This is a genomic window from Kribbella sp. NBC_00359 (genome assembly GCF_036097425.1).
Lineage (GTDB): Bacteria > Actinomycetota > Actinomycetes > Propionibacteriales > Kribbellaceae > Kribbella.
The window spans coordinates 5,523,631-5,550,297 of record NZ_CP107975.1; the positions used below are offsets into that span (position 1 = coordinate 5,523,631).

The window sequence follows — 26,667 nt, forward strand, 5'->3', positions numbered from 1 at the left end:
CGTTCGGCACCCGGTCACTGTATGAAGTGGCGCACCGTTACCGGTTGCCCACGACCCTGTGACGACTAAGATCGTGCCTACGCCCGAGAGACACACCACTGCGCGGAATGCGTCGAAGGACGGTTCGGATGAGGCAGCAGTTCAAGAACCTGGACACGTGGCGGGGGAAGTTGACCGCCACCTGGGTCTGCTTGGCTCCGCCCACCGCCATGGTCGCCGTCTTCGTCGTCGGTGGCGTCACCTCGAACACGTTCATCGTCGACGCGCACGCGCTGGCCGCTCCGCGCGAGGACGCGGTCTTCAACGACCTGGCCAACAACGTCCCGAAGCAGCCCGGTGTCGACGGCAGCCTCCCGACCCAGGAGAAGTCGACCGTCCAGGTCCCGATCACGGGTACGACGACTGGCGCGGTGCAGCCGATTCCCGGCATCACCGGTGACACCTCGGGCATCCCGGGCACGGTGCTGACGGCGTACCAGAAGGCTGCCAACGATCTCGCGCTGGCGATGCCCGGCTGCCACCTGACCTGGCCACTGCTGGCCGGCATCGGCAAGGTCGAGTCCGCGCACGCCAGCGGCGGCAAGGTCGAGCCGAACGGGACCACCCGCGGCAGGATCCTGGGACCGGTGCTCGACGGCAGTCCGGGGATGGCCGCGATCGCGGACACCGACCAGGGTGTGTACGACGGCAACGCCAGCTGGGACCGCGCGGTCGGGCCGATGCAGTTCATCCCGGGGACGTGGAGAACGTTCGGCGCGGACGGGAACGGCGACGGGATCAAGGACCCGCACAACGTGTTCGACGCGGCCCGGGCCGCCGGGGACTACCTGTGCGCCGGCGGTGCGAACCTGGCTGACCCGCAGGGTCTCGTGCAGGCAGTGCTGCGGTACAACCACTCGATGGACTACGTGTCGACCGTGCTGCGGTGGATGCAGACCTACAGCACGCAGACGGTGACGATCCCGGACACCCAGGGCGTGATCACCCCGCCGACGGACAACACCGGCAACGTCGACCGGAGCAACGACCCGACCCGGACCGGTACCACGACGTCGCCGACTCCGTCGCCGACGCCGACGGTTCAGCCGACGACGACGCGACCGACCACGGGCCGGCCGAGCACCCCGGTGCCGACCACGCCGACGAACCACCCGGCCACCCCGCCGTCGTCGACACCGACGTCGACGAAGCCGCCGTCGACGACCCCGACCCCGACGCCCAGCCCCACGCCGACGCCGACGCCGACCCCGACGCCGACGCCGACACCTACGCCGACGCCGACGCCGACCCCCACGCCGACGCCTACGCCGACCCCCACGCCGACGCCGACTCCGACGTGTACGCCGACACCGACCGCGACCCCGACGGCTACACCGACTCCGGATCCGTGTGACACCACGGCGCCGCAGGGGGATCCGAGCTCCGCGTCGACCCCGGGACAGGCGCCCCAGTCGGCCAAGTGATCCGATCGGGGTAACCGGGCAGATTACCTCGGTGCCCGTTTTCAGCGGTGTTGGCGGGTCAGGTAACTTTGCGTCGTCTTGATGTAACTTTCTGGCGTATGGATCGTTGAGGGGACTATGCGCCTAACCCGTAGTGGTAACCGTCGGGTCAAAATCATCATCGCGTCACTGTGCACAGCCCCGCTCCTGGTCGGGGCCATCGTGACGGTCGCTTCGGGCGGGGCCGGTGCCTCCGGCTCGCTCGTGGCGGACAGCCCGGTCGCCCCATCGCCTGGAGCCGGGCTGAACAGCGGTGAGTTCGACGAACTGACGATGATCGTGCCGCAGCGTCCCGGCGTGGACGGCCGGCTCGGATCCGACAAGCCCGCCCGCGCCGACGTCCCCGTCCAGGGGGCGACCGACGGCCGATCCGTCGTCCGGCCCGGGCGGCCGGGTGCCGTCAACGGCATCCCGCGCGGGGTCTTCCCCGCCTACCGCCGCGCCACCGCGAACCTCGCCGTGGTCCGGCCGAACTGTGGGCTGACCTGGCCGTTGCTGGCCGGCGTCGGCAAGGTCGAGTCCGACCACGCCAGCGGCGGCCGGGTCGACGTGGCCGGCACCACCCGCGGCAAGATCCTCGGCCCGGTACTGAACGGCCGGAGCGGCAACGGCCGGATCACCGACTCCGACAAGGGCCGGTACGACGGCGATCCGAGCTGGGACCGTGCGGTCGGGCCGATGCAGATCATCCCGCAGGTGTGGGACGAGTTCGGGGCCGACGGCAACGGCGACGGCTTCCGCAACCCGAACAACGTGTACGACGCTGTCACCACGGTTGCCGTGGTGCTGTGCTCCGAGGGTGACGACCTGAAGCAGCCACGCGACCTCGTCGCCGCTTTGCTGCGATACCAGCACTCCAAGGACTTCGTCGCCACCGTGCTGAAGTGGATGCGGGTCTACAGCAAGAACGCGGTCCTGATCCCGAACGCCAAGGGCAGTCTGTCGGTGCCGAAGTCGACCGGCAACGCCGAGCGCAAGGTCGACCCGCGCGCGGTGCCGGACATCCCGGACGACACCACGCCGACCTCGACGACAACAGCGCTCCCGACGACGCGGCCGTCCACGCCGATCGGCGAGCCGACGCAGCCGGACCCGATCACGACGCCGACCACGACGCCGACGCACCGGCCGACCCGGCCGACGCAGACGCCGACCAGGACGCCCACGAGGACGCCTACGCAGACACCGACCCCGACGCCCACTCCGACCCCGACGCCGACCGCCACGCCGACGCCGACGGACACCCCGTCCGGCACGCCGTGCGCGAGCAACGACCCGACCACCCCGACCTGTACGCCGGGCGGCGGCTCGCACGGGTGACGGAGCGCCGGATACGGTCAGCCGTATGACGGTGTTCGATTCCTTCCCCGCCCCACCGCCCCGGTCACCCGGCGTACTCAGGCTGGTCGGCACGGTGCTGCCGGCCGGCGAGCAGCGGGAGCTCCACCTCAGCGGTGGGCTGGTCGTCGACCGGCCCACCGCTGCCGATGTCAGCACCGTGCACACCGGTGGCTGGATCGTGCCCGGCCTGGTCGACGCGCACTGCCACATCGGCCTCGACCAGCACGGCGCCGTCGACCGGGAAACCCAGGAGCAGCAAGCGATCGCCGACCGCGCGGCCGGCGCGCTGCTGGTCCGGGATGCCGGTTCGGCGGCGGACACGCGCTGGATCGACGAGCGCGAGGATCTGCCGAAGATCATCCGGGCCGGGCGCCACATCGCCCGGTCGAAGCGCTATATCCGCAACTACGGCTGGGAGATCGAGCCGGACGAGCTGGTCGCGTACGTCGAGCAGGAGGCCGGCCGTGGTGATGGCTGGGTCAAGCTGGTCGGCGACTGGATCGACCGGGACGCGGGCGACCTCACCGCGTGCTGGCCCGCCGAGGCGCTGACCGCGGCGATCGCCCGCGCCCACGAACTCGGCGCCCGGGTCACCGCGCACGTGTTCGGCGAGCACGCCCTCCCGGATCTGCTTGCCGCCGGCATCGACTGCATCGAGCACGGCACCGGCCTGCTGCCGGACATGCTCGACCGCATGGCCGAGTACGGCGTCGCGGTGGTCCCGACGATGATCCAGCTGGAGAACTTCCCGCAGTACGCCGATCAGGCGGCCGCCAAGTTCCCGGTCTACTCGACCCACATGCGCGACCTGTACGACCGCCGCCTGGTCCGGCTGCGGGACGCTTTCGAGGCCGGCGTACCTGTGTATGCCGGCACCGACGCAGGCGGCGTACTCGGGCATGGCCTGGTGGCGCAGGAGATCCAGGCCCTGACCGAGATCGGGATGTCGGGGGAGCAGGCGCTGGCGGCCGGGTCATGGGGTGCGCGCGAGTGGCTCGGCGCGCCCAGCGAACTGAAGCCCGGCGATCCGGCCGACCTGGTCGTGTACGACGCGGACCCGCGGGCGAACCCGGCCGTCCTCACGCACCCGCGACTGATCGTTCTGCGCGGCCGGATCGTGACCTGACGTAGGTTCCAGACTCCTAGAGCCGGAATGGTAGAGCCTGCTGTACCGACGGCGGCGAACGGTTGCCGGAGGATTGAGCCATGTTGACCAAGATCTGGGCCCGGGGCGGCCCCGCCAGCGGATACCTGTTCATCCGTTATCTGAAAGCAGTGGTGCTGCTGGCGGCGCTGCCGGTCAGCCTGATGTTCGCCTGGATGATCCCGGCTGCTACCGAAGGCCTGGTCCGGCTCGCGAACAGCGAGCGGTACCGCGCGACGTCGTACCTCGGCCTGCCGCAGGATCCGCCGCTGCTGCCGGCCGCCCCGCGCAGGTCGGGCGACGTCGTCACGTTGTTCCACGACAGGTCCTTCAAGCGGAGTCTGTGGCTCCTGCTGGGGCCCCTGGTGATGATCCCGGAACTGCTGATCGCGGTGATCGCGGTGACCGGAGTGCCCTCGGCTCTGCTCAGCATGGCGTTGTGGAAGGTCGAGTCGGGCAACGCCAGCCTGATGGGTGTCGACATCAACAGCTGGTTCGAGGCGCTGACACTCGGTCCGCTGCAGGTGGTGGTCAGTCTGGCCTTCCTGGGCTGGGTTGCGCCGGCCGTGGCCCGCGGCCATGCTCAAGCGGTACGGCGTTTGCTCGCACCGACTGCCGCCGAGCTAGACACCGCGCGGCTGCAGCAGCGCGTCGAGGAACTCACCAAGAGCCGCGCCGGTGCGGTGGACTCGCATGGTGCGGAGCTGCGCCGGATCGAACGCGACCTGCACGACGGCACGCAGGCGCAACTGGTGTCACTCGCCATGAGGATCGGCATCGCCAAGCAGACCATGGCTGACGACCCGGAGAAGGCGGCCAAGCTCCTCGACGACGCCCGTGACGGCGCAGAGCAGGCGATGAACGAGCTACGCGGCGTACTGCGGACCATGTACCCGCCGATCCTTGCCGACCGTGGTCTGGCCGGTGCGGTCTCCGCACTGTGCGCTCGCTGCCCACTGCCGGTAGAGCTGCGGCTAGGCGAGCTCGGACAGGTCCCGGCGCCAGTGGAAGCCGCTGCGTATTTCGTCGTCGCGGAGTCGCTCACCAACGTGACGAAGCACAGTGCGGCCGGGCATGTCGACGTACTGATGGAACGGCGTGGTTCCGAGCTCTATCTGGCGATCACGGACGACGGGATCGGGGGAGCGCGGATCAATGAGCAGTCCGACCTGCTGGGGCGGGGGAGTGGGCTGCATGGCATGCTCCACCGGGTGCAGGCGATCGACGGTCAGATGGAGCTGGAGAGCCCGATCGGCGGGCCGACCACCCTCGAGGTGATGCTTCCGTGCGGGTGATGATCCTCGAGGACAACCCGATCCTCGCCGAGGGGCTCAGCCTGCTGCTGGACAACTCCGGCTTCGAGGTCGCCGCGGTCGCCACCGACGCCGACGAGTTCGCACGGGCGATCGCGACGCACGAGATCGACATCGCGGTGGTCGACGTACGGCTGCCGCCGACGTTCACCGACGAGGGTCTACGCGCCGCGATCGAGGCCCGCCGGGTCCGGCCCGGCCTTCCCGTGCTCGTGTTCTCGCAGTACGTCGAGGAGGTGTACGCGGCCGAATTGCTCGCGGCCGGCAGCGAGGGCGTCGGTTACCTGCTGAAGGACCGAGTGTCCCGGGTCGACGAGTTCATCGACGCCGTACGACGGGTGGCCGCCGGAGGGACCGTGCTCGACCCGGAGGTGGTCAGTCAGCTGATGGTCAAGCGGAGCAGCCCGCTTGACCAGCTGACGCCACGGGAACACGAGGTCCTCGCGCTGATGGCCGAGGGACTCGGCAACACGGCGATCGCCGAGAAGCTGGTGATCTCTGAGGGCGCCGTCCACAAACACGTGGGCAACGTCTTCCTCAAGCTGGACCTGCCCCCGACCGACTCGGGCCACCGCCGCGTCCTCGCCGTCCTCGCACACCTCGGCCTGTGACTCAGGCCGTCTCGTCCGGGACGGACTCGAGGATCGGCTTCTCGTCCTTCTTCGTGGCCAGCGAGTCGATCAGCTGCTTGGCCAGTGCGAACCCGGAACCACCCATGGTGATGGTCTTCACCAGGGTGTCCTCGATGCCCTGGGCACCGTTCAGCACGACCATGTTGCCGACCTTGTCGAAGGACGACGACGCCGCCCGGACGATCTCCGGGTACGCCTCGGCCAGCTGCTGGGCGACGACCGCATCGGTGTTGGTGGCCAGCGCCTCGGCCCGGGCCTTGATACCGGCCGCCTCGGCCATCGCCTTCGCCTGGACGGCGGCGGCCTCGGCCTTACCGGTCAGCTCGGTCGCCTTCGCCTGCGCCTCGCCGCGCAGGTGGACCTCCCGGGCCTGCGCCTCGGCGGCCGCGATCTGCGCGTCACGGGCGGCCTGGGCGAGTGTGCGCTGCCGGTACGCCTCGGCGTCGGCCGGCTTCAGGACGGTCGACTCCAGCTGCTTCTCGGCCAGCGACGCGTTCAGCTTCGCGGTCTCGGTCTCGGCGACCACGACCTCCTGCCGGGCCAGCGCCTCGGCCAGCGGGCCGGACTGGGACGCCTTCGATTTGGCCTGGTCGACCTCGGCCTGGTAGCCGGCCTGGGCGATCGAGCTCTCCCGGACGGCCGCGGCCTTCTGCGCCGCGGCGGCCTGCTCGCGCTCGGTCGCCTCCCGGTCCCGCTCGGCCTGCGCGATCCGGGCCGCGGCCTCGACCGCGGCGGCCTGCGGGCGGCCCAGGTTCTTGATGTAGCCGGACTCGTCGTCGATCTCCTGGATCTGCAGCGAGTCGACCACCAGGCCGAGCTTCTCCATGTCGCCGGCCAGCGAGCCGCGGATGTTGGTGGTCAGCGTCTCCCGGTCGTGCAGCATCTCCTCGACCGTGGTCGAGCCGACGATCGCCCGCAGGTGACCCGCGAACAGCTCGTGGATCGTGCTCATCACCTGCTCGTCGCTCTGCTCCAGGAACCGCCGGGCCGCGTTCGCGATCGAGCCGTAGTCGTCACCGACCTTGTACGCCGTGACGCCCTTGATGTGCAGCGGGATGCCCTGGCTGGACACGCAGGTGACGGTCAGCGGTGTCGCGCGGATGTCCAGCGGCAACCGCCGTACGGTCTGGAAGCCCGGCAGTACGGCGGTGCCGCGGCCGACCACGATCTTGAAGCCGAGCGTCTCGTTGATCTGCTCGGAGCTCGAGTGCGCGCCGAGGCCGGAGATGATCAGAGCCTCGTTCGGCTCCGCCACCCGCCAGACCATCCGGAAGACGATGAGGAGGACGACCACCGCCACCGCGGCGATGATCACGTACGTCCAGAGCATTTCCCCTCCAAGGGGCTGTGCAGATTCAGAGGAACAGGGATTAGATGGCGCGAGCGACGTACACGGTGCGGGGCGGGTCGAAATCGACCACGACCACCTGCGTACCCACCTCGATCACCTCGTCGGTCGCCGAGTAAGCGTAGAAGGCCTCGGTGGCACCCCGGACCGGCAGCATCACCTCGCCGACGATCCCCGGTCCGATCCGGCCGATCACGCGTCCCCGCTTGCCCACCATGACGCCCCTCCGACGTACAGCTGCCACTCTGGGTTCCGCAGCCTACCCGCAGGTCACGCCTTGTCGCCGGGACGGCGCAGGAGCATGGTTGAACCACGCGCGGCCTGGGGGGCGGGGAGGGGTCATGAGCGCCGATGTTCGCGTAGGGGTGGTCGAGGAAGGATCCGACGAGGCGCGGCTCGAGGAGCTGGCGCTGCTGCTGCGGGAGGAGTTGCTGACGCTCGACGTCCAGTCGGTCGAGCCGTACCACGAGGGTGCGGCGCCCGAGGGGACGCGGGGCGGCCTGGCCGCGCTCGCAGGCGTTCTGTCCGTCTCGCTGGCACCCGGCCTGCAGGCGATCGGAGCGGTTGTCGCCGTGGTGCGAGGGTGGCTGCGCAGGTCCGGCGGCGGGCGGACGGTCAAGCTCACGATCGACGGGGACGTGATCGAGCTGACCGGTGCCAGCGATCGGGCGCAGCAGGAACTCGTGGACGCCTTCATCCGGCGTCACAGCGGTGCGGACGGATGAGATGGGCGGCTCGCGCGTCGCGCTCGTCGTGGCCAACGACCAGTACGCCGATCCTGGGCTGCGCAGCCTGGCCGCCCCGGCCCAGGACGCGGTCGCACTGGCGGAGGTGCTGACGGATCCGTCGGTCGGCGGGTTCGAGGTTCGCGTCCTGCACAACGAATCGGCCCAGGAGATCAGGTTCGCGGTCGAGGACTTCTTCGCCGACCGCGCGCCCGAGGACCTGCTGTTGCTGCACTTCTCCTGCCATGGCTTGAAGAACGCGGCCGGCGAGCTGTTCCTGGCCGTCGCGGACACCCGGCCGACGAGGCTTGCGTCGACCGCGGTGGCGGCGGACTTCGTCAACCGGCAGATGGCCGACAGCCGCGCGCAGCGGATCGCACTGTTCCTGGACTGTTGCTACGGCGGTGCGTTTCCTCGGGGTATGGTCGTCCGCGCAGCCGGCGAGGCGCAGGTCCGGGACGCCTTCGCCGGGCAGGAGCAGGTCGGCGGCGGGCGTGGCCGCGTGATCGTGACGGCGTCCAGCGCGATGGAGTACGCGTTCGAGGGCGGCGAGCTGACAGCGGATGCGTCGACTCCGGCTCCGTCCGTGTTCACCAGCGCCGTCGTGGACGGCCTGACCACCGGTGAGGCGGACAAGGACGGCGATGGCTGGGTCGGACTCACCGAACTCGTCGGGTACGTCACCGATCGGGTTCATCGGGTCACGCCGAACCAGAACCCGCAGATGTGGACCTTCGGATCGCAGGGCGAGCTGCTGATCGCGCGCAGCCGGACCCGCCGGATCACTCCGGCACCGCTCGCCCCCGAACTGTCGCAGGCGATGGAGAGTCCGTTGCCAGCGGCAAGGTTCGGCGTCGTCGACTATCTGCGCGAGCGCCTGGACGACGCTGACCTCGGGCAGGCGTACGCCGCTTTTCAGGCGCTGCACCGGATGGTCGACGACGACAGCCGCAAGGTCTCCGAAGCGGCGACCGACGCGATCGCCCAGGGCGTCCCTCGGGTCACGCCGGCCGAGCTCGACCTCGAGCTCGCCGATGGCGTGGCGGTCGGCGAGCTGCGGGTCGAAGGACCGCCGATCGCCCGGACGGCCGTCGCGTCGACCGAGGCCGGCTGGCTCCGGGTGGAGCAGGACGGCTCGACCGTCCGCGTGACCGCCAAGCCCACCGCACCGAGCGACCGTCTCGCTTCAGTGATCGTCGAGGGCCCGACCGGCCACTGCACGGTGCCCGTCCGGCTGACAATGCCCGACACCGAATCCGAGCCACCTCCACCACCGCCCGAACCAGAGCCCAAGCCGACGCCAGTGCCCCCGCCGCCAGAACCGGAGCAGACACAGCCCGCTGTGGTCCTCGGGCGGACAGCGGCTTCCGACGTACCTCGGAAGCAACCAGCACCCGAGCCGCCTCCCAAACGACCGGCATCCGAGCCGCCTCGGAGAGAACCAGAGGCCGAGGTACCACCCCCGAAGGCGCCAGGACAGGTGCCTTGGTGGGCGGTTGCCGCCCTGACCCTGGGCGCGGTGGTCCTCGTCTACCTGAACTGGCCGGGAGCGGAGTACTCGCGCTATCTCTGGAAGGACGTCGACGTCACCGGATGGAGGGTGTACCGCACCTGGTACGACCCGGTGATCGTGGCTTCGGTGACCGCAGTGGTGGCGAGCGTGGTCGCGCGGTGGTCGGGACCGATCGCGCTCGGGGTTGTGGCCGGCTGCGCCGCGGCCCTCATCCAGGGTGGGCTGTTGATCCTCGGCGGCGGCATCTCGTACGACCAGACCGGCACCTGGATCGCCACGACCGTGATCGCCGCCGGCATGGCCGCCGTACTCCTGATCGTGCTGCGCCCGCGGAGCTGGCCGCTGCTGCCGGTTCCGCCGCCGGCCGCGGTCCTGGTCATCACCGGCGTTGTCTTGATGCTGCTGAGCTCGGCGACCAAGCACAGCGACGGCATCTCCTTCTTCACCGTCACCCCGCTGGCGGTACTCCACCCGATCGTCGCGGTCGTCCTCGCCTGGCCCGCTCTGGCCGCGGTCGACGCCACGGCCAAGACCTGGCTGACCGCGGCCGCGGTGACCTATTCCCTGATCGGCATCGTCGGCGCGATTCCGGCCATCACCGAGGGAAAGTCGGCGGGCGACTTCGCCGCCGGTGTGGCCGGCAACGCGCTGGTCCTGATCGCCGTGCTCATCCCCGTACGGCGCCCTCTGTCGCACCCTTGATGAACTGGCGGGCGAAGATCGCGAAGACGATCACCAGCGGCACCATGGCCATCAAGGCACCGGTCATCACCATGCTGTAGTCGACACCGTGAGACCGGTTCAGCGTGGACAGCGCCACCTGCAGGGTGAGGTGGTCGGGATTGGTCAGCACGATCAGCGGCCACATGTAGTCGTTCCAGGACGCGACGAACGTGAAGATGCCGAGGAACGCCAGCGCCGGCCGCGCCGATGGCAGTGCGACATGCCAATACGTGCCGAGGAAGCCGCAACCGTCCAGCGTCGCGGCCTCGACCAGTTCGTCGTGGATCGAGTTCTGGAAGTACTGCCGCATCCAGAAGATGCCGAAGGCGTTCGCCGCCCCCGGAATGATCAGCGCCTTCAGCGAACCGACCCACCCGAGGATCGCCATCGTCTGGAACTGCGGTACGGCGGCCAACTGCGCGGGCAGCAGCATCGTCGCCAGCAGCAGCACGAACAGGGCCTGCCGTCCGGGGAACCGGAACTTGGCGAAGGTGAACGCGGCCAGCGAATCGAAGAACAGCACCAGCAGCGTGGTGGAGATCGCCACCACCGCGGTGTTCGCCATCGACTGGAAGAACGCCACGTTCGCCAGCACGTGCCGGACGTTGTCGTCGAACTGCGACCCGAAGGTGAACTTCGGCGGGAATCGGTAGATGTCCGCCGTACTGTTCGACGCCATGATGATGGTCCACGCGAACGGGAACATGAACACCAGCAGGGCCAGCACGAGCACGGCGTGCAGCGCGATCCCGCGCAACCGGTAACGCGTCATCGGTCCTCTCCCCGCCCGCGGAAGATCCGCCAGTTGATGGCCGTGAACAACAACACGAGCAGGAAGATGCTCAGCGCGATCGCGGCGGCGTACCCGTAGTCGTTGTCCAGGAACGCGGCCCGGTAGAAGAACAGGACGACGGTCATCCCGCTCTGCCCGGTGCCGCCGCTGTTGCCGACCATCACCTGCGGCTCGGTGAAGGTCTGCAGTCCGCCGATGGTCGAGATGATCACGGTGAACAACACGACCGGCCGCAGTTGCGGCAGCGTGATCGAGAAGAACGTCCGGACGGCGCCGGCCCCGTCGACCTTGGCCGCTTCGTACTGCTCTCTCGGGATCGCTTGCAGACCGGCCAGATAGATCAGCGTGTTGTACCCGACCCACTGCCACACGATCATCGTCGAGATCGCGATCTTGATCCCCCAGGGCTGGCCGAGCCAGTCCTGCTGCGGAATGCCGAGCGCGCGCAGCCCGGCGTTCACCAAGCCGAAGTTGGTGCTGAACACGGAACTGAAGAAGATCGCCATCGCGACCAGCGAGGTGACGTTCGGGATGAAGTACGCGATCCGGTAGACGTTCGTGAACCGTACGGCGGACTGCAGCATCACCGCGAGCACCAGGGCAATCGCCAGCGTCGGAACCGTGGACATCAGGAACAGGACCACGGTGTTCTTCAGCGCCTGCCAGAACGTCGGGTCCGCGACCAGGAACCTGAAGTTGTCCAGTCCGGTGAACCGGCGGGCGCTCAGACCGTCCCAGCGCTGGAACGCCAGCACGATCGTCGACACCATCGGGTAGAGCCCGAAGACCGCGAACAGCACGTAGAACGGCGACAGCGCCAGGTAGAACCGCCAGTACGACCAGACCCGCCGGCCGGGCCGCCGACCGGCAGGGGACCCGGTCAGCGCCTCGGTCGACGAAGCCTGCACGGTTGCCGTTCCGGTCATGGGGCCTCCCGGCCTGGACTGAGGAGCGGAGGGAGCGAAGCGACCGGAGCGACGAGGGAAGGCCGGGAGTACCAGCCCCATGACCCGCCGCGCCGGAGGCGCGGCCATGACTCTGTCACTGCACGCCCTGGCGCTTGGCGATTGCCTTCGCCTTCGACACCGCGGAGGCCCAGGCGGCGTCGGAGGTCTTGGAACCGGTCTGCACGGTCTTGAGCTCGTCGTGGAACGGTGCGGCCACAGCGTCGTCGAACGGGCTCTGGTACGCCACCGGGATGGCCTTGGCGGCCGGGCCGAAGGTGTCGATCGGCACCTGCCCGCCGAAGAACGGATCGGCTGCCTTCAGTTGCGGCTTGTCGTACGCCGCCGGGGCGGACGGGAAGATCTGGGCATCGGCGAACGCCTTCGCCTCGTTGTCCGGGCTGAGCATGTACTTGATCACCTCGAACGCCTTCTGCGGGTCGGCCGCGTTCTTGGTGATCGCGAGGAACGAGCCGCCGAAGTTCGCCGGTCCGCTCGGCGTCGGGGCCAGCCGCCACTTGCCGACGCTGGTCTTGACCGCCGACTTGATGTCCAGCGCCACCCAGGCGGCGCCGATGTGCGCGGGGATCGTGCCCTGGTCGAGGCCGGCGTTCCAGTCCGGGCCACCGCTCGGCGTCTTGCCGTCGATCTTCAGCGTCATCGCCTTGACCGAGGTGTCCCAGGCCTTGCGGATGTGGTCCTGGTCGCCGATGAACGTGTTGTCCTTGGAGATGTACCGCTCGGTGCCCTGGCCGACGACCATGTCGTACAGGTCGGTGGCGTCCCAGACGAGCGGCGCCTTCGGGTTCGCCTTCTTCAGCTCGACCCCGGCGGCGAAGAAGTCGTCCCAGGTCTTCAGCTGCTCGGCTACCTTGGCCGGGTCGCTCGGCAGTCCGCCCGCCGCGAAGACGTCCTCACGGTAGAACAGCGCGGTCGGGCCGACGTCGATCGGCAGGCCGATCACCTTGCCGTCCAGCGTCGTGGCCTGCTTGACCTTCCAGTCCAGGTAGTCGCCGAGGATCGAGTCCGCGCCGACCGTCTTCAGGTCCACGAACCGCTCGGCCTGCGGCAGCAGCGAGGCGATGTCCTCACCCTTGAGGCCGGTGATGTCCGGGATGCCCGTACCGCCGTTGAAGGTGGTGATCAGCTTCTGCTTGAAGTCGCCGCCGATCTCGGAGTACTTGATCTTCGGGTCGGGGAAGTGCGCGATGGTGTCGTCGAGCACGGACTTGCCCAGACCGCCCGGCCAGCACCACATCGCCAGCTCGGTGGTGGTGTTCTTCTTCGCCGTCGTCCCGGTGTCCATCCCGGACGAGCAGCCGACGAGGGATCCGCCAAGCACGGCCGTGAAGCCCCCGAGCAGCGTCCGACGTGAGAGCTCCATGGGTTCTACCTTCCTGAGTGGGCGCTGATCAGCGCGTGGAGGTGGTGGTCTTCGGGATGCGCGGCCTGCCAGGCCGCCAGATCCGCCCAGCGGGGCGCGGCGTCGGCGCCGCCCAGCCGGGTGACCGACAGCGCCGCGGTGAGTGCGGCGAACCGCACGCGCTGCTCGAGTGGCAGCTCCCATAACGTCGCGGCGATGAAACCGGCGGCGAACACATCACCCGCCCCGGTGGTGTCCGCCGCCGGGACCGGATACGCAGGTACGGCGACTCTCTCGCCAGTACTCGCGTCGAGCGCGAGGGCTCCCGCTGCGCCGTTCGACACGACGACCAGCGGCACCTGCTCCGCCAGCCGGTCGAGCGCCTGCTCCGGACTGTCCGTCCGGGTGTAGCTCATCGCTTCGCCGGCGTTCGGCAGGAACACGTCGCAGTGCTCGAGCTGATCGAGGACGGCCGGGTCCCACTGCTCGGACGGATCCCAACCCACGTCGGCGAACACCACGCAACCGGCCGCCTTCGCCTTCGCCAGCCACTCGTTCGGCCAGGGGCCGATGTGGGCGGCGACGGCTCGGGCGGCCGGCGGCGCGGTGATCAGCTCGTCGGCCGACAGCAGGGGAGGGGTCCCGCGGGTGACGAGTGCCCGATCGTTGTCATAGGCAAGGGCCACGGTGAGCGGGGTCCGCCAGCCGGCGAGCTTGCGGGAGAGAGTCAGGTCGATGCCCTCGGCGGTCAGGTTGTCCCAGACGCGGTCGCCTTCGGGGTCCGCGCCGAACGCCGCGGCCAGTCCGGTCCGCAGGCCGAGCCGGGCCAGCGCGACCGCGAAGTTCGCGATTCCGCCGGGGCTCTCGTGCGAAGCGGTGGCCCAGACTTCGGTGCCGGGCCGGGGCGGCGAGGGCAGGCCGAGCACCAGATCCTGGAAGACCAGGCCGGACACGACTACGTCCAGGTCGTGCATGGTCAGCACACTCCTGCAGGGTCGATCAAACTCGTGCATGAATCTTGCAGCTACTGCGCAAGGTCCGCAATAGCTGCTCACGACTTTGACGGAAAATGACAGAGTTTGCGTGATACGGTCTGTCTGTGTTGCCGAAGCAGCGACAGGATCAAATCGTCCGCGCGCTCCGGGCCGACGGGGCCGGGGGCGTCAAGGTGCTGGCCGGCCAGCTGGGGGTCAGTGAGGCGACGATCCGCCGTGACCTCGAGCAGTTGCACGCCGAAGGCCGGCTCACCCGGGTCTACGGCGGCGCGCTCGCGGTTGACGGCGGTGACGAGCCGTTCGCGGACGTGAACGCCGTACATGCCGAGGAGAAGGACCGGATCGCGCGGCGGGCCGCGGAGCTGGTGAGTGATGGCGAGTCGGTGTTGCTCGACATCGGCACCACCGCGCTGCGGGTCGCGCAGCACCTGCACGGCCGCTCGTTGACGGTGGTGACGAGCAATCTCGCCGTACTCGAAGAGTTGCAGTACGACGAGCAGATCGAGCTGATCGTGCTCGGCGGGTTCGTCCGGCGGAGCTACCGGTCCCTGGTCGGATACCTGACCGAGGAGAGCCTGCGGCAGATCCACGTCGACTGGCTGTTCCTCGGGACCAGCGGGGTCCGGCCGGACGGTCGTGTGATGGACAGCACGATGATCGAGGTGCCGGTGAAGCGCGCGATGATCAAGGCTGCCGACCGGGTGGTGCTGCTCGCGGACGGGACGAAGTTCCCGGGGCACGGCGTTGCGCGGGTCTGCGAGCCGGGCGAACTCTTCATGGTGGTAACCGAGCCCGACGCCGACGAGGCGACCCGGGCCCAACTGGCGGAGGCGGGGGTACAGGTGATGTTGGCGTGAGGCTGACCATTCTCGGCGGCGGTGGATTCCGGGTGCCGCTCGTCTATCAGGCGTTGCTGGGTGATCGTGGCGCCGGCCGGATCACGTCGGTGGTGCTGTACGACGCGGACCGCACGCGGCTCGCGTCGATCGCAGCGGTGCTTAGGCAGCAGGCCGCAGCGGTGGCCGACGCTCCGGCAGTCACCGAAACGACCAATCTGGACGACGCGCTGCGTGGTGCGGACTTCGTCTTCTCGGCCATCCGGGTGGGCGGTCTGGAAGGGCGGACTGTCGACGAGCGGGTCGCGCTGGATCTCGGCGTACTCGGGCAGGAGACGGTCGGAGCCGGTGGGATCGCCTACGGCCTACGGACGCTGCCGGTTGCCGTGGGAATCGCCCAGCGGATCGCGGCGATCGCGCCCGAGGCCTGGGTCATCAACTTCACCAACCCCGCGGGGATGGTGACCGAGGCGATGATCCCGTACCTGGGGGACCGGGTGATCGGGATCTGTGACTCACCGTCCGGGCTGGGCCGTCGAGCCGCGCTGGCGCTCGGCCTGGATCCGTCGACAGCTTTCTACGACTACGCGGGGCTGAACCACCTGGGCTGGCTGCGCGGTCTGCGGTCGGGTGGAGTTGATCGGCTGCCTGAGCTGCTGGCGTCGAGCGATGCGCTGGCGTCGTTCGAGGAGGGGCGGCTGTTCGGCGCGGACTGGCTGCGGTCGCTGGGGTGCATCCCGAACGAGTACTTGCATTACTACTACTTCGCGCGCGAGACGCTGGCCGCCGTACAGGGTGTTCGGCAGACGCGGGGGACGTTCCTGCTGGAGCAGCAGTCCGCGTTCTACGCCGAGACCGAGCGGCATCCGGACCAGGCGCTCGAGCTGTGGCAGAAGACGCGGGCCGAGCGTGAGTCGACGTACATGGTGGAGAGCCGCGAGATCGCCGACGCAGGGGAACGCGACGAGCGGGACATGGCGGCCGGGGGGTACGAGCAGGTCGCGCTGTCGCTGATGCGGGCGATCGCCCACAACGAGCGGGCCTCCCTGATCCTGAACGTCCGGAACCGTGGCGTACTGCGTCAGCTGGACGACGACGCCGTGGTCGAGATCCCCTGCACGGTCGACGCCAACGGTGCGCTGCCCGTCACGGTGTCCCAGCTGACCGACCACCAGGCCGGGCTGGTCTGCTCGGTCAAGGCCGTCGAGCGGTCCACGATCGAAGCCGCGGCCTCCGGATCCCGGGATGCCGCGTTGCGGGCCTTCGCCTGGCATCCTTTGATCGACTCCGTGACCGTCGCGGGGAAGCTTTTCGACTCGTACGCCGGCCAACTGCCGGATCTCGCCCGCTTCCGGGCATGACGCCGGATTCGTCGCCGTACCCGACTATCTGGCACAATGGCCTGCTGAGTCCGTCCAGGTTCGTGCAGCCCTCTAACTCCACTGCCTGATGCGGCCCATTCGAGTGGTCACCCGTTGTCCCCACGACGCTGTGCTGCTCACCCAGACATGTAATCCAAGGGAGACCCCACAAACGTGGCAGTCAAGATCCGTTTGAAGCGCATCGGCAAGAAGCGTGCGCCGCACTACCGCATCGTCGTGATGGACGCCCGCACCAAGCGTGACGGCCGCGCCATCGAGGAGATCGGCAAGTACAACCCGAAGACCGAGCCGTCGTTCATCCACGTCGAGTCGGACCGGGCGCAGTACTGGCTGAGCGTCGGCGCCCAGCCGACCGAGGCCGTCGAGGCGATCTTCAAGGCCTCCGGCGACTGGCAGAAGTTCAAGGGTGAGGCCGCTCCGGCGCCGCTGCGGGTCAAGGAGCCGAAGCGGGACAAGCAGGAGATCTTCAACGAGGCCCTCGCCGAGGCGCACGGCACGCTGAAGACCGAGGCCGTCACCGCCAAGAAGACCGCGGCGAAGAAGACGGCCGAGAAGAAGGACGACGCGCCCAAGGCCGACGAGCCCAAGGCCGACGAGCCGAAGGCCGACGAGCCGAAGGCCGAGGCTGCTGAGGCTCCGGCCGAGGCCGCGCCGGCCGACGACGCCAAGGCCTGACGATGATGGAGACCGAGGCGCTCGAGCACCTGGTCCGAGGCATCGTGGACAACCCCGACGACGTCAGCGTCCGGGCCCGGAACCTGCGGCGTGGCCGCACCCTCGAGGTGCACGTCCACCCCGACGACATCGGCAAGGTGATCGGCCGCAACGGCCGGACCGCCACCGCCATCCGCACCGTCGTCGGCGCCCTCAGCTCCGAGTCCTCCCTGCGCATCGACTTCGTCGACGAGCTCAACCGGCGTCCGCGCCGCTGACTCGCAGCAGTCCCCGAAGGGCCGCACCCCACCGGGTGCGGCCCTTCGCCATATCCTCAGGTGAATCGTCGTAGGTGCGTCGTGTGTGCAGAGAGAGGTTTGTGCGGGTGTTGGTGACTGTCGGACGGATCGGCCGGGCGCATGGTCTCAAGGGCGAGGTCGGGGTGGACGTCCGCACGGATGAGCCGGATCGACGGTTCGCGGAGGGCGCGACCGTGGTGACCGACTCGAAGGTGCCGCGGACGCTGACCGTGGCCGCGAGCCGTTGGCACAGCGGGCGGCTGCTCGTGAAGTTCGCCGAGGTGCCGGACCGGACCGCGGCCGAGCAGTTGCGGAATCTGACCGTGCGGTCCGAGGTCTCCGAGGACGAGCGCCCGGAGGACCCGGAGGAGTACTACGACCGCGAGCTGATCGGTCTGGCCGTCCGCACCGAGGACGGTGCCGAGGCCGGCGAGATCATCGACGTCGTACACCTGCCTTCGCAGGACCTCCTCGAGATCCGCCGCCCCGCGGGCAACGCCGTACTCGTGCCACTGGTCGAGGAGCTGGTCCCGGAGATCAACGTGGACAAGGGCTACGTCGTCGTGGCCGATCGGCCCGGTCTGCTGGACCCGGAGGGCGCCGAGGTGGCCCCGACCGAGCCGGGTCCGGAGTGAGGCCGGACAGATGAGGCTGGACGTCGTCACGATCTTCCCGGAATACCTCGCCGCGCTCGACGTCTCCCTGGTCGGCAAGGCGGCCAAGAGCGGCCTCCTGGACATCCACCTGCACGACCTGCGCGACTGGACCCACGACCGGCACCGGACCGTCGACGACACCCCGTACGGCGGTGGCGCCGGCATGGTGATGAAGCCGGAGCCGTGGGGTCAGGCCCTCGACGCCATCGCGCCCGCAGACGGCCCGACGCAACCGCGCCTGATCGTGCCGACGCCCGCAGGCCGCCCGTTCACCCAGGAACTCGCTTATGAGCTCGCGACCGAGCCATGGCTCGCTTTCGCGTGCGGTCGCTACGAGGGCATCGACGCGCGGGTTGCGTCGTACGCCGGTGAGCGCATGCGGGTCGATGAGGTGTCGATCGGCGACTACGTGCTCAACGGCGGTGAGGTCGCCGTACTCGTCATGGTCGAGGCAGTCGCTCGCCTCCTGCCCGGAGTGATCGGCAACCCGGAGTCCTTGGCCGAGGAGTCGCACTCCGGAGACGGCCTGCTCGAGTACCCGGTCTATACGAAACCCCCGAGCTGGCGCGGGTACGACGTACCCGACGTACTGCTCTCGGGGAACCACGGCCTGATCGCGGACTGGCGCCACGAGGAGTCGGTACGCCGTACTGCCGAGCGCCGGCCTGATCTGCTCGCGGCGTGGGGCGATGCGGTCGCCGGGAAGGAGGATGCGGCGTCTCAGGTCCGGCTGCTGCCGGCCACCGAGGAGGACGCGGGGGAGATCCACACGCTGCAGCTGGCCGCGTTCCTCTCGGAGGGACGGCTCTACGACGATCTCGCCATCCCGCCGCTGGCCGAGGAACTGGACGCGTGTGTCGCCAGGGTCAAGCAGGGCGGCGTGCTCAAAGCGGTCGCGGGCACCCGGATCGTCGGCTCGGTGCACCTGACCGTGGATGGTGAGGTCGGCCACATCGGACGGCTCATGGTCGCGCCGGACTGGCAGGGTCGTGGTCTGGGGGCCCGGTTGCTGCGGGTTGCCGAGCAGCTCGCGCCCGCGGGCGTCACGTCGTACCAGCTCGACACCGGTGCGGAGAGTGACCGCAACCTCGAGCTGTATCGGAAGGCCGGTTACCGTGAGGTACATCGTCGGCAGCAGACCGCGAAAGTCGAGCTGGTCGTGCTCACGAAGCGTCGCAAGCGGCGCTGATTTCGGTTCCGCTGGCGCGGTGTGGCAAGATTGCTCGTTGCTGCCCTTCGGTGCTCCTGCCACAGGGGGTGACCACCGACCGGCAGCAAGCGATGAGTTCTGCAACTATGCAGAGCCTTCTGATGACTTCATCACCACGACATTCGTGGGTGACCTGTGGCACGCGCGAGGAAGAGACACCTGATGAGCAACATCCTGAACGAGCTCGACAACGCGAGCAAGCGCGACGACATCCCCTCCTTCCGTCCCGGTGACACCGTCAAGGTGCACGTCAAGGTCGTCGAGGGCAACCGGTCCCGCGTCCAGGTGTTCCAGGGTGTCGTGATCCGGCGCCAGGGTGGCGGCCTGCAGGAGACCTTCACGGTCCGCAAGGTCAGCTTCGGCGTCGGCGTCGAGCGGACCTTCCCGCTGCACACCCCGATCGTCGAGAAGATCGAGGTCGTCACCCGCGGCGACGTCCGCCGGGCCAAGCTGTACTACCTGCGCGAACTGCGCGGCAAGGCAGCCAAGATCAAGGAGAAGCGGGACGTCCCGGCCTCCTGAACGTCTTCTAGCGACGACGGTCACCTATGGCGCCGAGCACTGCGACTCGCGCTCGCCCTCGCCCGGCATCGAGGGCACGTCGCAGCAAGGGACGTCACCGCAGGCTGAAGCAGCGGAATCCGCTGCTCAGTCTGCTCGTCGAGATGACCACCGTGACGGTGCTCGCACTCGTCATCACGGTGGTGCTGCGGTTGTTCGTCGCAGAGGCGTTCTACGTCCCGTCGGAGTCGATGTACGACACCCTGACCAAGGACGACCGGATCCTGGCCGAGAAGATCAGCTATCTGCACCGGGACGTCGACCGCGGCGACATCATCGTCTTCAAGGACCCGAGCAACTGGCTGAACGAGGAGCAGGCGCAGCCCGGCCCGTTCCGCAAGGTCGGTGAGTTCGTCGGCATCCTGCCGCGCAGCGGCGAGGGGCACCTGGTCAAGCGCGTCATCGGCATCGGCGGCGACAAGGTGGTCTGCTGCAACAGGGCCGGCCAGATCACCGTGAACGGGATCCCGCTGGACGAGCGCGAGTACCTGCTCAAGGACGCCAAGCCGTCCGAGGTGCCGTTCTCCGTGGTCGTGCCGGCCGGCCATCTGTGGGTGATGGGCGACAATCGGGCCGAATCGGCCGACTCCCGTGCCCACATGGGCGGCCCCGGCGGTGGATTCGTGCCGGTCGAGAACGTGGTTGGCCGGGCCTGTTGCGTAATCTGGCCGTCTGACCGGATGACGATGCTGCGTCCTCCGGAAACCTTCAAGAAGCCGGGGCTGAAGAAGTGACCGATACACCGACCAAGACGGACGCCAAATCCGGCCACCGCTCGGGCTTCGGGGCGGCGGCCCGCGAATTCGTGCTGATCGTGGTCGGGGCCCTGATCGTCTCCTCGATCCTGCGGGCGTTCGTCGGGCAGATGTTCATCATCCCGAGCGAGTCGATGGAGAACACCCTGCTGGTCGGGGACCGCGTCGTGGTCGAGAAGCTCACCGACGTGAAGCGCGGCGACGTGGTCGTCTTCGAGGATCCGGGCGGCTGGCTCGGCCCGGAGGAGAGCGGTCAGAAGCGCGGCTCGATCGGCCGGTTCTTCGAGGTCGTCGGCCTGCTGCCGGACTCCAGCCACGGTCACCTGATCAAGCGCCTGATCGGCATGCCGGGCGACAAGGTCGCCTGCTGCGACTCCAAGGGCCGGCTCCTGGTCAACGGTCAGCCGCTCGACGAGACCAGCTACCTGTACCCGGGCGACGCGCCGTCGCAGATGGAGTTCCAGGTCACCGTCCCGGCGGGTCGCGTATTCGTGATGGGTGACCATCGCTCCGCCTCGGGGGACTCCCGCGTCCACCTGCAGGACACCGACTCCAACGGCGCCAACCAGGGTGACGCCGCCTTCGTTCCGATGGACAAGATCACCGGCCGCGCGATCATGATCGTCTGGCCCGCCGGCCGCTGGGCCAAACTCGGCGTACCGGACACCTTCAAAGCCGTTCCAGCGCCCGGCCCGGCCCCGAACAAACCCTCGATCTCCCTCACCCCACCACCCAAGTGAGAGACCCCCGGTGCCCAACCTCTCGCCCTTCGGCCCCGGCCACACCAGAGGCACTCGCCACATCCAGCCATCTGCACCCGACCTCCTGCAGCGTTGGTCGGTGCGGCTGCCTAGGGTGGGGTGTGTGATGCGGAGGGCTGCATGAGTGCGTTGCCGCGCGGGAGCACGGTCCGGCGGGACGCTGGGTTGTACGGGTACGAGCGGGCCCTGCGCCGCGTCGGCCTGGACCCGATCGCCGGCGTGGACGAGGCCGGCCGCGGACCCTGCGCCGGCCCGCTGGTCGCCGCCGCGGTGATCCTGCCGGAGGGCAAGCGCGGTCAGATCCCCGAGCTCGCCGACTCCAAGCTCCTCACCGCCAAGGCGCGCGACCGCTGCTACGACGAGATCCGCAACCGCGCCCTCGCCTGGTCGGTGGTCTCGATCGAGTCGACGGAGTGTGACCGCCTCGGTATGCACGTCGCCAACGTCCAAGCGCTCCGGCGAGCCCTGTTCCGTCTCGACGTACGCCCGGCGTACGTGCTGACCGACGGCTTCGGTGTCGACGGTCTCGACGTACCGGGCCTGGCGATCTGGAAGGGTGACCGCGTGGCCGCTTGTATCGCCGCCGCATCTGTGATCGCCAAGGTGACGCGGGACCGGGTGATGGAGCACTGGGACAAGGTGTACCCGCAGTACGGTTTCGGGATCCACAAGGGCTACTGCACGCCTGAGCACCAGGCGGCACTGGACGAATACGGCCCGTGCCCGCAACATCGACGGCGGTTCGAGAATGTCCGCCGCAGTCTGCGGCCCGATATGGGACAGAATGTGACCAGTCCCACCGGAGTGGAGAGCCTGTGAGTGAGCGTAGCGAGCGAACCAACAACTCAGCGCCCCTCAGCGCTCATGCCGGAGCCGAGCGTAGCGAGGTGGCGGCATGAGCGCTGACGACCTCGAGAAGTACGAGACCGATATGGAGCTCCAGCTCTATCGGGAGTACAAGGACGTCGTCGGGATCTTCAAGTACGTCGTGGAGACCGAACGGCGCTTCTACCTGTGCAACGCAGTCGACCTGAAGGTCCGCACCGAGGGCGGCGACGTGTACTTCGAGGTGACGATGGCCGACGCGTGGGTCTGGGACGTCTACCGTTCCGCCCGCTTCGTCAAGAACGCCAAGGTGGTCACCTTCCGCGACGTCAACATCGAAGAACTAGCCAAGTCCGACCTGGAAGTCCCCAAAGACTCCGACTTCGGCCGCTAACCACCCGCACCAGCGCTCATGAGGCCGGTGCGGGTGCCGAGCCCGCCAAGCGGAGTCCTAGCCGACACGGCGATGAACTTGGCCATCCCCGTGCCCCGCCGTCGCCCGGTTGGCGAGTCCGCCAACCGGAGTCGTCGCCGACCACGGCGATGAACTTGGTCATCCCCGCGCCCTGCCGTCGCCCGGTTGATGTCGTGGTGATGGCCGGCTCGGAGTGCCGCCGGTCGGTGGGGAAGTGCCGGCGGTGAGTTAGGTCGGCTGGCTTTGGTCTGGTGGTGGGGTTGTTGGGGTCAGACGCCAGCCGGAGTTGTCGTGCTCGATGAGGTTTAGGTCTGCGAGGGTGTCGAGGCAGCTCTCGGTTGTGGGGAGGTCCAAGCCTGCGGTGGTGGCTATGCGGTCGGCAGGGGCGGAACGGACGAGAGGGACGGCGTCGAGCGTGCGGCGGAGGTCGTGGTTCAGGTCGTCGATCGGATTCTTGGGGGCTTGCGGGTACGGGGTGAGGCGGGTGCCGAGCGGCGAGATCGCTTCGATGATGTCGGCAACGTTCGTGACGAGTACGGCGTCTCGTTCGCGGACCAAGAGGTGACTGCCTTCGGACATCCGCGACGTGATCGGGCCTGGCACGGCGAGCACAGCGCGACCGCAATGCTCGGCCCAGCCCGCGCTGTTGAGGGCACCGCTACGGACGGCGGCCTCGATCACGACCGTCCCCAGCGTGCCGGCGGCGATGAGCCGGTTGCGGGACAGGAACCGCAGTTTCGTCGGCGAACATCCCGGCGGTAGTTCACTCACGACCAGGCCGTCCTCGACGATCCGGCTGAACAGGGCCGAGTTGCTCTTCGGATAGCTGACATCGACCCCGCACGCCAGCACCGCAACCGTCAGCCCCGACGCCGCGAGCGCGCCACGGTGAGCCGCTGCGTCGATCCCGTAGGCCCCGCCGGACACCACGGTGACGCCGTTGTCGGCCAGACCCGACGACAGCTCAGCCGCGACATGCTCGCCGTACGACGAACACGCGCGAGCACCCACCATCGCCACGGCCTGGGTGAGGGCACGCCGTAGGTTCGCCGGGCCGCGGACCCACAATCCGAACGGCACGCCTGCTCGGCGGCTCAGCTGGCCGGCCTCCGCGAGGATCTCCACTTGCTCCGGCCACTCGTCATCGCCAGGAATCACAAACCGTGCCCCCGCCGCAGCAGCTCGCTCCAAGTCGCGCTCCGGTTCAGCCTCAGCCAGCCTGGTAGACCACCGCTCCACCCCAGGAGCCTTCTGCTGCAGCAGCTCCCAGATCTCCAGCACGTCCAACCCGTCAAACGCCTTGAGCGCCGCCAGATCCCCAGGCTCCACCACCCGAGACAACCCAACCCGAGCCAACCGCTCCTCGTCATCACCCCCACCCACCCCGGCCAGCCCCGGTCTGTTCGGCGGCGGAGGCGTCTTGAGCGGCACCCTCGCGTCCGCCGCGAGGCCGCTGGTCGTGGTAGCGCAGGTCGAGTTCATATCGGGCTCCTTCGTGCGGGACAGCTTTGGAGGGGTCAGCCGGGAGGGCGAGTGAGGTCGGTAGGCCGCCGCCGGGTCAGGTGAGGGGTCGGTGCCGTTGGGGCGGGTGTCGGTGGGTGGGCGAGCTGTCGGGACGGATGTCGGAGAGGTGGGACAGCCGTGGCGGCGGGTGTCGGTGGGTGGGCGAGCTGTCGGGACGGATGTCGGAGAGGTGGGACAGCCGTGGCGGCGGGTGTCGGTGGGTGGGCGAGCTGTCGGGACGGATGTCGGAGAGGTGGGACAGCCGTGGCGGCGGGTGTCGGTGGGTGGGCGAGCTGTCGGGACGGATGTCGGAGAGGTGGGACAGCCGTGGCGGCGGGTGTCGGTGGGTGGGCGAGCTGTCGGGACGGATGTCGGTGAGGTGGGTCAGTCGAGGGAGCGGGTATCGGAAGAGGGAGCGTGTGTGAGGGTTCGGTCAGCTGAGGGGGTCGGTGGGGTGGGCATGGCTGTAGGGCGGTGTGTTGTGGGTGGGTCAGGTGAGGGGGCGGGTGTCGGCGAGGTTGGTTAGGGGTTCGCCGGTGCGGAGTTGGAAGGCTTGGTGGGTGAGGTCGACGGTGGGTTGGGCGATGCCTTCCAGGTCGGCCAAGGTCCAGGCGAGGCGGACGACGCGGTCGAAGCCGCGGGCGGTGATGCGGCCGCCGGCGTAGAGGTCCTCGAGGAGTTTGTGGCTGGCGGCATCGAGTGGGTAGTCGCGGCGGAGGACCGGGCCGGGGACCTCGCTGTTGAGGATCCAGCCGGTGTCGCGGTAGCGGTGCCCTTGGCGCTCGCGTGCCGACCGGACGCGGGCGGCGACGACTGCGGTCGACTCCGGCTTCTCGTCGCTGATGGCGCGGGCGGCCGGCAAGATCTGGCGCTGGATGTCGAGACGATCCTTGATCGGGCCACTGATCCGTTGCCGGTAGCGAGCCAGCACTTGAGGCGTGCAGTTGCAGATCCCTTGGTTCGTCCCGGACAGTCCGCAGGGGCAGGGATTGGCCGCCAGGACGAGCATGAAGCGTGCCGGGAACTTGGCCACCGCAGCCGACCGATGCACCTCGATGTACCCCGACTCGAGCGGCTGCCGCAGTGTGTCCAGGGTGAGCGGATGCATCTCGGGCGCCTCGTCGATGAAGAGGATCCCGCGATGCGCACAACTGATGGCACCGGGCCGCGGCATCCCCGAGCCGCCGCCGACGAGGCTCGACAGCGACGCCGTGTGGTGTGGCGCGATGAACGGCGGACGAACGACGAGCTCGGCGTCGCTGGTCAGCAGCCCGGCCAGCGAGTGCACAGCCGACACTTCCAGCGAGTCGTCCGTGCTCAGGTCGGGCATCAGTCCAGCGAGCCGCTCCGCCAGCATCGTCTTGCCGGACCCCGGCGGCCCATGCAGCAGCAGATGATGCCCACCCGCGGCAGCGGCCTCGATCGCCCGTCGCCCTTCGCGTTGGCCGATGACGTCGTCGAGGTCGACCTCAGGAACCCGTGTCAGCGACTCCGACAACAGCCGCGGCTCGGCGCGTGGTGGGGCCTCGTCCGGGACCTCGGTCCCGCGGAGCAGCGCGAGCACCTGCCGCAACGACCGCACGCCGTACACCTCGATGCCGGGGACCAGGCGGGCTTCGCCGGAGTTGAGTTCGGGGACGACGATGCGCTCGAAGTTGGCCCTGGCGGCGGCCAGCGTCATCGCGAGGGCACCGCGGACCTCACGGATCCGGCCGTCGAGTCCGAGCTCGCCGATGATCGCCGTCTGCCGGAGCGGGCCGGGCTCGACCACGCCGGCCGCCGTGAGCAGAGCGAGAGCGATCGCGACATCGTAGTGAGAACCGGTCTTGGGCAGTGTGGCCGGCGAGAGGCCGATGGTGACCTTGCGGTCGGGGAATCGCTCCCCGCTGTTCACGACCGCGGCGCGGACCCGGTCGCGGGCCTCGGACAGCGACGCGTCCGGTAGGCCGATCAGCGTTGTCTTCGGCAGGCCTTGGGCGATGTCCGCTTCGACCTCGACCAGATGCCCTTCGAGGCCGACCAGAGCGACCGACCACGTCTGTGCGAGCGACATCAGGCCGCACCCCGCACGTGGTCGACACTCGGCGGCGTGTTGTGGTCGAAGAGGACCGCGATGATGTCGATCCGGATTGCCGCGGGTCTGAGCTGGTGGGTCTGCAGCCAGCGGCCGGCCAGCTTCCGGAGCGTGGTCAGCTTCCGGTAGGTGATCGACTCCAGCGGGCTGCCGTAGTTCAGCCCGCGGCGCGTCTTCACCTCACAGACGACCAGCGTGTCGCCTTCGCGCGCGACGATGTCGATCTCGCCGAGCTCGCAGCGCCAGTTGCGCTCGAGCACGGCGAAACCGTGCGACGTGAGATACCTCGCGGCGAGATCCTCGCCGTACCGCCCGACTGCGTTCTTGGTCCGCATCGATGACCACCTCCGGCTAAGAACATGCCGGGATCAGGCCACGATTTCAGACCTCAGTTTTCGCC

General features: G+C 69.0%; 27 protein-coding genes. 18 read left to right on the forward strand and 9 right to left on the reverse strand.

Annotated elements, in window-relative coordinates:
• Positions 1-128: 128 nt before the first annotated feature.
• The 5 genes from OG876_RS27050 to OG876_RS27070 all read left to right on the forward strand — a co-directional run bounded on the left by OG876_RS27050 (position 129) and on the right by OG876_RS27070 (position 5,911).
• On the forward strand, positions 129-1,463 hold the full coding sequence (locus OG876_RS27050; protein WP_328519444.1) for a lytic transglycosylase domain-containing protein: 1,335 nt from the start codon (positions 129-131) through the stop codon (positions 1,461-1,463).
• A 201-nt stretch (positions 1,464-1,664) separates the two neighbouring features.
• Complete coding sequence (locus OG876_RS27055; RefSeq protein WP_328519445.1) at positions 1,665-2,822, forward strand: lytic transglycosylase domain-containing protein; 1,158 nt, start codon at positions 1,665-1,667, stop codon at positions 2,820-2,822.
• A gap of 25 nt (positions 2,823-2,847) precedes the next feature.
• Positions 2,848-3,969 (forward strand): amidohydrolase family protein, encoded by a 1,122-nt coding sequence (locus tag OG876_RS27060; RefSeq protein WP_328519446.1) that lies wholly within the window; start codon positions 2,848-2,850, stop codon positions 3,967-3,969.
• 80 nt (positions 3,970-4,049) lie between these two features.
• Positions 4,050-5,282 carry a sensor histidine kinase gene (locus OG876_RS27065; protein ID WP_328519447.1) on the forward strand — a complete coding sequence of 411 codons (1,233 nt, stop codon included), beginning with the start codon at positions 4,050-4,052 and terminating at the stop codon, positions 5,280-5,282.
• The gene (locus tag OG876_RS27070) at positions 5,273-5,911 is read left to right on the forward strand and encodes a response regulator transcription factor (protein ID WP_328519448.1); all 639 of its coding nucleotides are present in this window, start codon (positions 5,273-5,275) and stop codon (positions 5,909-5,911) included. The genes OG876_RS27065 and OG876_RS27070 overlap by 10 nt, the downstream gene beginning before the upstream one ends.
• Before the next feature lies 1 nt (position 5,912).
• Here OG876_RS27070 and OG876_RS27075 read toward each other — a convergent pair whose 3' ends face one another.
• On the reverse strand, positions 5,913-7,262 hold the full coding sequence (locus OG876_RS27075) for an SPFH domain-containing protein (RefSeq protein ID WP_328519449.1): 1,350 nt from the start codon (positions 7,260-7,262) through the stop codon (positions 5,913-5,915).
• Positions 7,263-7,302: 40 nt separating this feature from the next.
• The gene (locus tag OG876_RS27080) at positions 7,303-7,497 is read right to left on the reverse strand and encodes a hypothetical protein (protein ID WP_328519450.1); all 195 of its coding nucleotides are present in this window, start codon (positions 7,495-7,497) and stop codon (positions 7,303-7,305) included.
• A gap of 124 nt (positions 7,498-7,621) precedes the next feature.
• On the opposite strand from OG876_RS27080, the gene OG876_RS27085 reads away from it, so the two are divergent.
• A complete protein-coding gene (locus OG876_RS27085) occupies positions 7,622-8,005 on the forward strand; it encodes a hypothetical protein (protein ID WP_328519451.1) in 384 nt (127 codons plus the stop codon).
• A 1-nt stretch (position 8,006) separates the two neighbouring features.
• Positions 8,007-10,220, forward strand: coding sequence for a caspase family protein (locus tag OG876_RS27090; protein ID WP_328519452.1), 2,214 nt, complete (start codon positions 8,007-8,009; stop codon positions 10,218-10,220).
• Here the strand turns inward: OG876_RS27090 and OG876_RS27095 are convergent.
• The 4 genes from OG876_RS27095 to OG876_RS27110 all read right to left on the reverse strand — a co-directional run bounded on the left by OG876_RS27095 (position 10,186) and on the right by OG876_RS27110 (position 14,315).
• Positions 10,186-11,013, reverse strand: coding sequence for a carbohydrate ABC transporter permease (locus OG876_RS27095; RefSeq protein ID WP_328519453.1), 828 nt, complete (start codon positions 11,011-11,013; stop codon positions 10,186-10,188). The two genes, OG876_RS27090 and OG876_RS27095, sit on opposite strands and share 35 nt — an antisense overlap.
• Positions 11,010-11,960 (reverse strand): carbohydrate ABC transporter permease, encoded by a 951-nt coding sequence (locus OG876_RS27100; RefSeq protein WP_328519454.1) that lies wholly within the window; start codon positions 11,958-11,960, stop codon positions 11,010-11,012. Before OG876_RS27100 ends, OG876_RS27095 begins: the two co-directional genes overlap by 4 nt.
• Before the next feature lie 115 nt (positions 11,961-12,075).
• Positions 12,076-13,362: an ABC transporter substrate-binding protein gene (locus OG876_RS27105; RefSeq protein WP_328519455.1), complete on the reverse strand. Its 1,287-nt coding sequence runs from the start codon at positions 13,360-13,362 to the stop codon at positions 12,076-12,078.
• Between the two features lie 5 nt (positions 13,363-13,367).
• On the reverse strand, positions 13,368-14,315 hold the full coding sequence (locus OG876_RS27110; RefSeq protein WP_328519456.1) for a carbohydrate kinase family protein: 948 nt from the start codon (positions 14,313-14,315) through the stop codon (positions 13,368-13,370).
• Positions 14,316-14,440: 125 nt separating this feature from the next.
• On the opposite strand from OG876_RS27110, the gene OG876_RS27115 reads away from it, so the two are divergent.
• From OG876_RS27115 to OG876_RS27165, 11 genes are all read left to right on the forward strand, one after another.
• Positions 14,441-15,193 (forward strand): DeoR/GlpR family DNA-binding transcription regulator, encoded by a 753-nt coding sequence (locus tag OG876_RS27115; RefSeq protein WP_328519457.1) that lies wholly within the window; start codon positions 14,441-14,443, stop codon positions 15,191-15,193.
• Positions 15,190-16,533 carry a 6-phospho-beta-glucosidase gene (locus tag OG876_RS27120; RefSeq protein WP_328519458.1) on the forward strand — a complete coding sequence of 448 codons (1,344 nt, stop codon included), beginning with the start codon at positions 15,190-15,192 and terminating at the stop codon, positions 16,531-16,533. The genes OG876_RS27115 and OG876_RS27120 overlap by 4 nt, the downstream gene beginning before the upstream one ends.
• Positions 16,534-16,707: 174 nt before the next feature.
• Positions 16,708-17,229 (forward strand): 30S ribosomal protein S16, encoded by a 522-nt coding sequence (gene rpsP, locus OG876_RS27125; RefSeq protein ID WP_328519459.1) that lies wholly within the window; start codon positions 16,708-16,710, stop codon positions 17,227-17,229.
• Between the two features lie 5 nt (positions 17,230-17,234).
• Positions 17,235-17,486, forward strand: a complete 252-nt coding sequence (locus OG876_RS27130) for an RNA-binding protein (protein WP_328526964.1) — start codon at positions 17,235-17,237, stop codon at positions 17,484-17,486.
• Between the two features lie 107 nt (positions 17,487-17,593).
• A complete protein-coding gene (gene rimM / locus OG876_RS27135) occupies positions 17,594-18,142 on the forward strand; it encodes a ribosome maturation factor RimM (RefSeq protein ID WP_328519460.1) in 549 nt (182 codons plus the stop codon).
• A 10-nt stretch (positions 18,143-18,152) separates the two neighbouring features.
• Entirely contained in the window at positions 18,153-19,352 is a 1,200-nt protein-coding gene (gene trmD, locus OG876_RS27140) for a tRNA (guanosine(37)-N1)-methyltransferase TrmD (RefSeq protein WP_328519461.1), read from the forward strand.
• A gap of 183 nt (positions 19,353-19,535) precedes the next feature.
• Positions 19,536-19,895 (forward strand): 50S ribosomal protein L19, encoded by a 360-nt coding sequence (rplS, locus tag OG876_RS27145; RefSeq protein ID WP_328519462.1) that lies wholly within the window; start codon positions 19,536-19,538, stop codon positions 19,893-19,895.
• Positions 19,896-20,038: 143 nt separating this feature from the next.
• Positions 20,039-20,668: a signal peptidase I gene (gene lepB, locus OG876_RS27150; protein ID WP_328519463.1), complete on the forward strand. Its 630-nt coding sequence runs from the start codon at positions 20,039-20,041 to the stop codon at positions 20,666-20,668.
• Positions 20,665-21,429, forward strand: coding sequence for a signal peptidase I (lepB, locus tag OG876_RS27155; protein WP_328519464.1), 765 nt, complete (start codon positions 20,665-20,667; stop codon positions 21,427-21,429). Before lepB (OG876_RS27150) ends, lepB (OG876_RS27155) begins: the two co-directional genes overlap by 4 nt.
• A gap of 141 nt (positions 21,430-21,570) precedes the next feature.
• Positions 21,571-22,269 (forward strand): ribonuclease HII, encoded by a 699-nt coding sequence (locus OG876_RS27160; protein WP_328519465.1) that lies wholly within the window; start codon positions 21,571-21,573, stop codon positions 22,267-22,269.
• A 76-nt stretch (positions 22,270-22,345) separates the two neighbouring features.
• The gene (locus OG876_RS27165) at positions 22,346-22,669 is read left to right on the forward strand and encodes a DUF2469 domain-containing protein (RefSeq protein WP_012922325.1); all 324 of its coding nucleotides are present in this window, start codon (positions 22,346-22,348) and stop codon (positions 22,667-22,669) included.
• 249 nt (positions 22,670-22,918) lie between these two features.
• On the opposite strand, the gene dprA is transcribed toward OG876_RS27165, so the two are convergent.
• The 3 genes from dprA to OG876_RS27180 all read right to left on the reverse strand — a co-directional run bounded on the left by dprA (position 22,919) and on the right by OG876_RS27180 (position 26,602).
• Positions 22,919-24,172: a DNA-processing protein DprA gene (gene dprA, locus OG876_RS27170; RefSeq protein WP_328519466.1), complete on the reverse strand. Its 1,254-nt coding sequence runs from the start codon at positions 24,170-24,172 to the stop codon at positions 22,919-22,921.
• Positions 24,173-24,683: 511 nt separating this feature from the next.
• Positions 24,684-26,246, reverse strand: coding sequence for a YifB family Mg chelatase-like AAA ATPase (locus OG876_RS27175; protein WP_328519467.1), 1,563 nt, complete (start codon positions 26,244-26,246; stop codon positions 24,684-24,686).
• Positions 26,246-26,602, reverse strand: coding sequence for a YraN family protein (locus OG876_RS27180; RefSeq protein WP_328519468.1), 357 nt, complete (start codon positions 26,600-26,602; stop codon positions 26,246-26,248). The genes OG876_RS27175 and OG876_RS27180 overlap by 1 nt, the downstream gene beginning before the upstream one ends.
• Positions 26,603-26,667 lie beyond the last annotated feature (65 nt).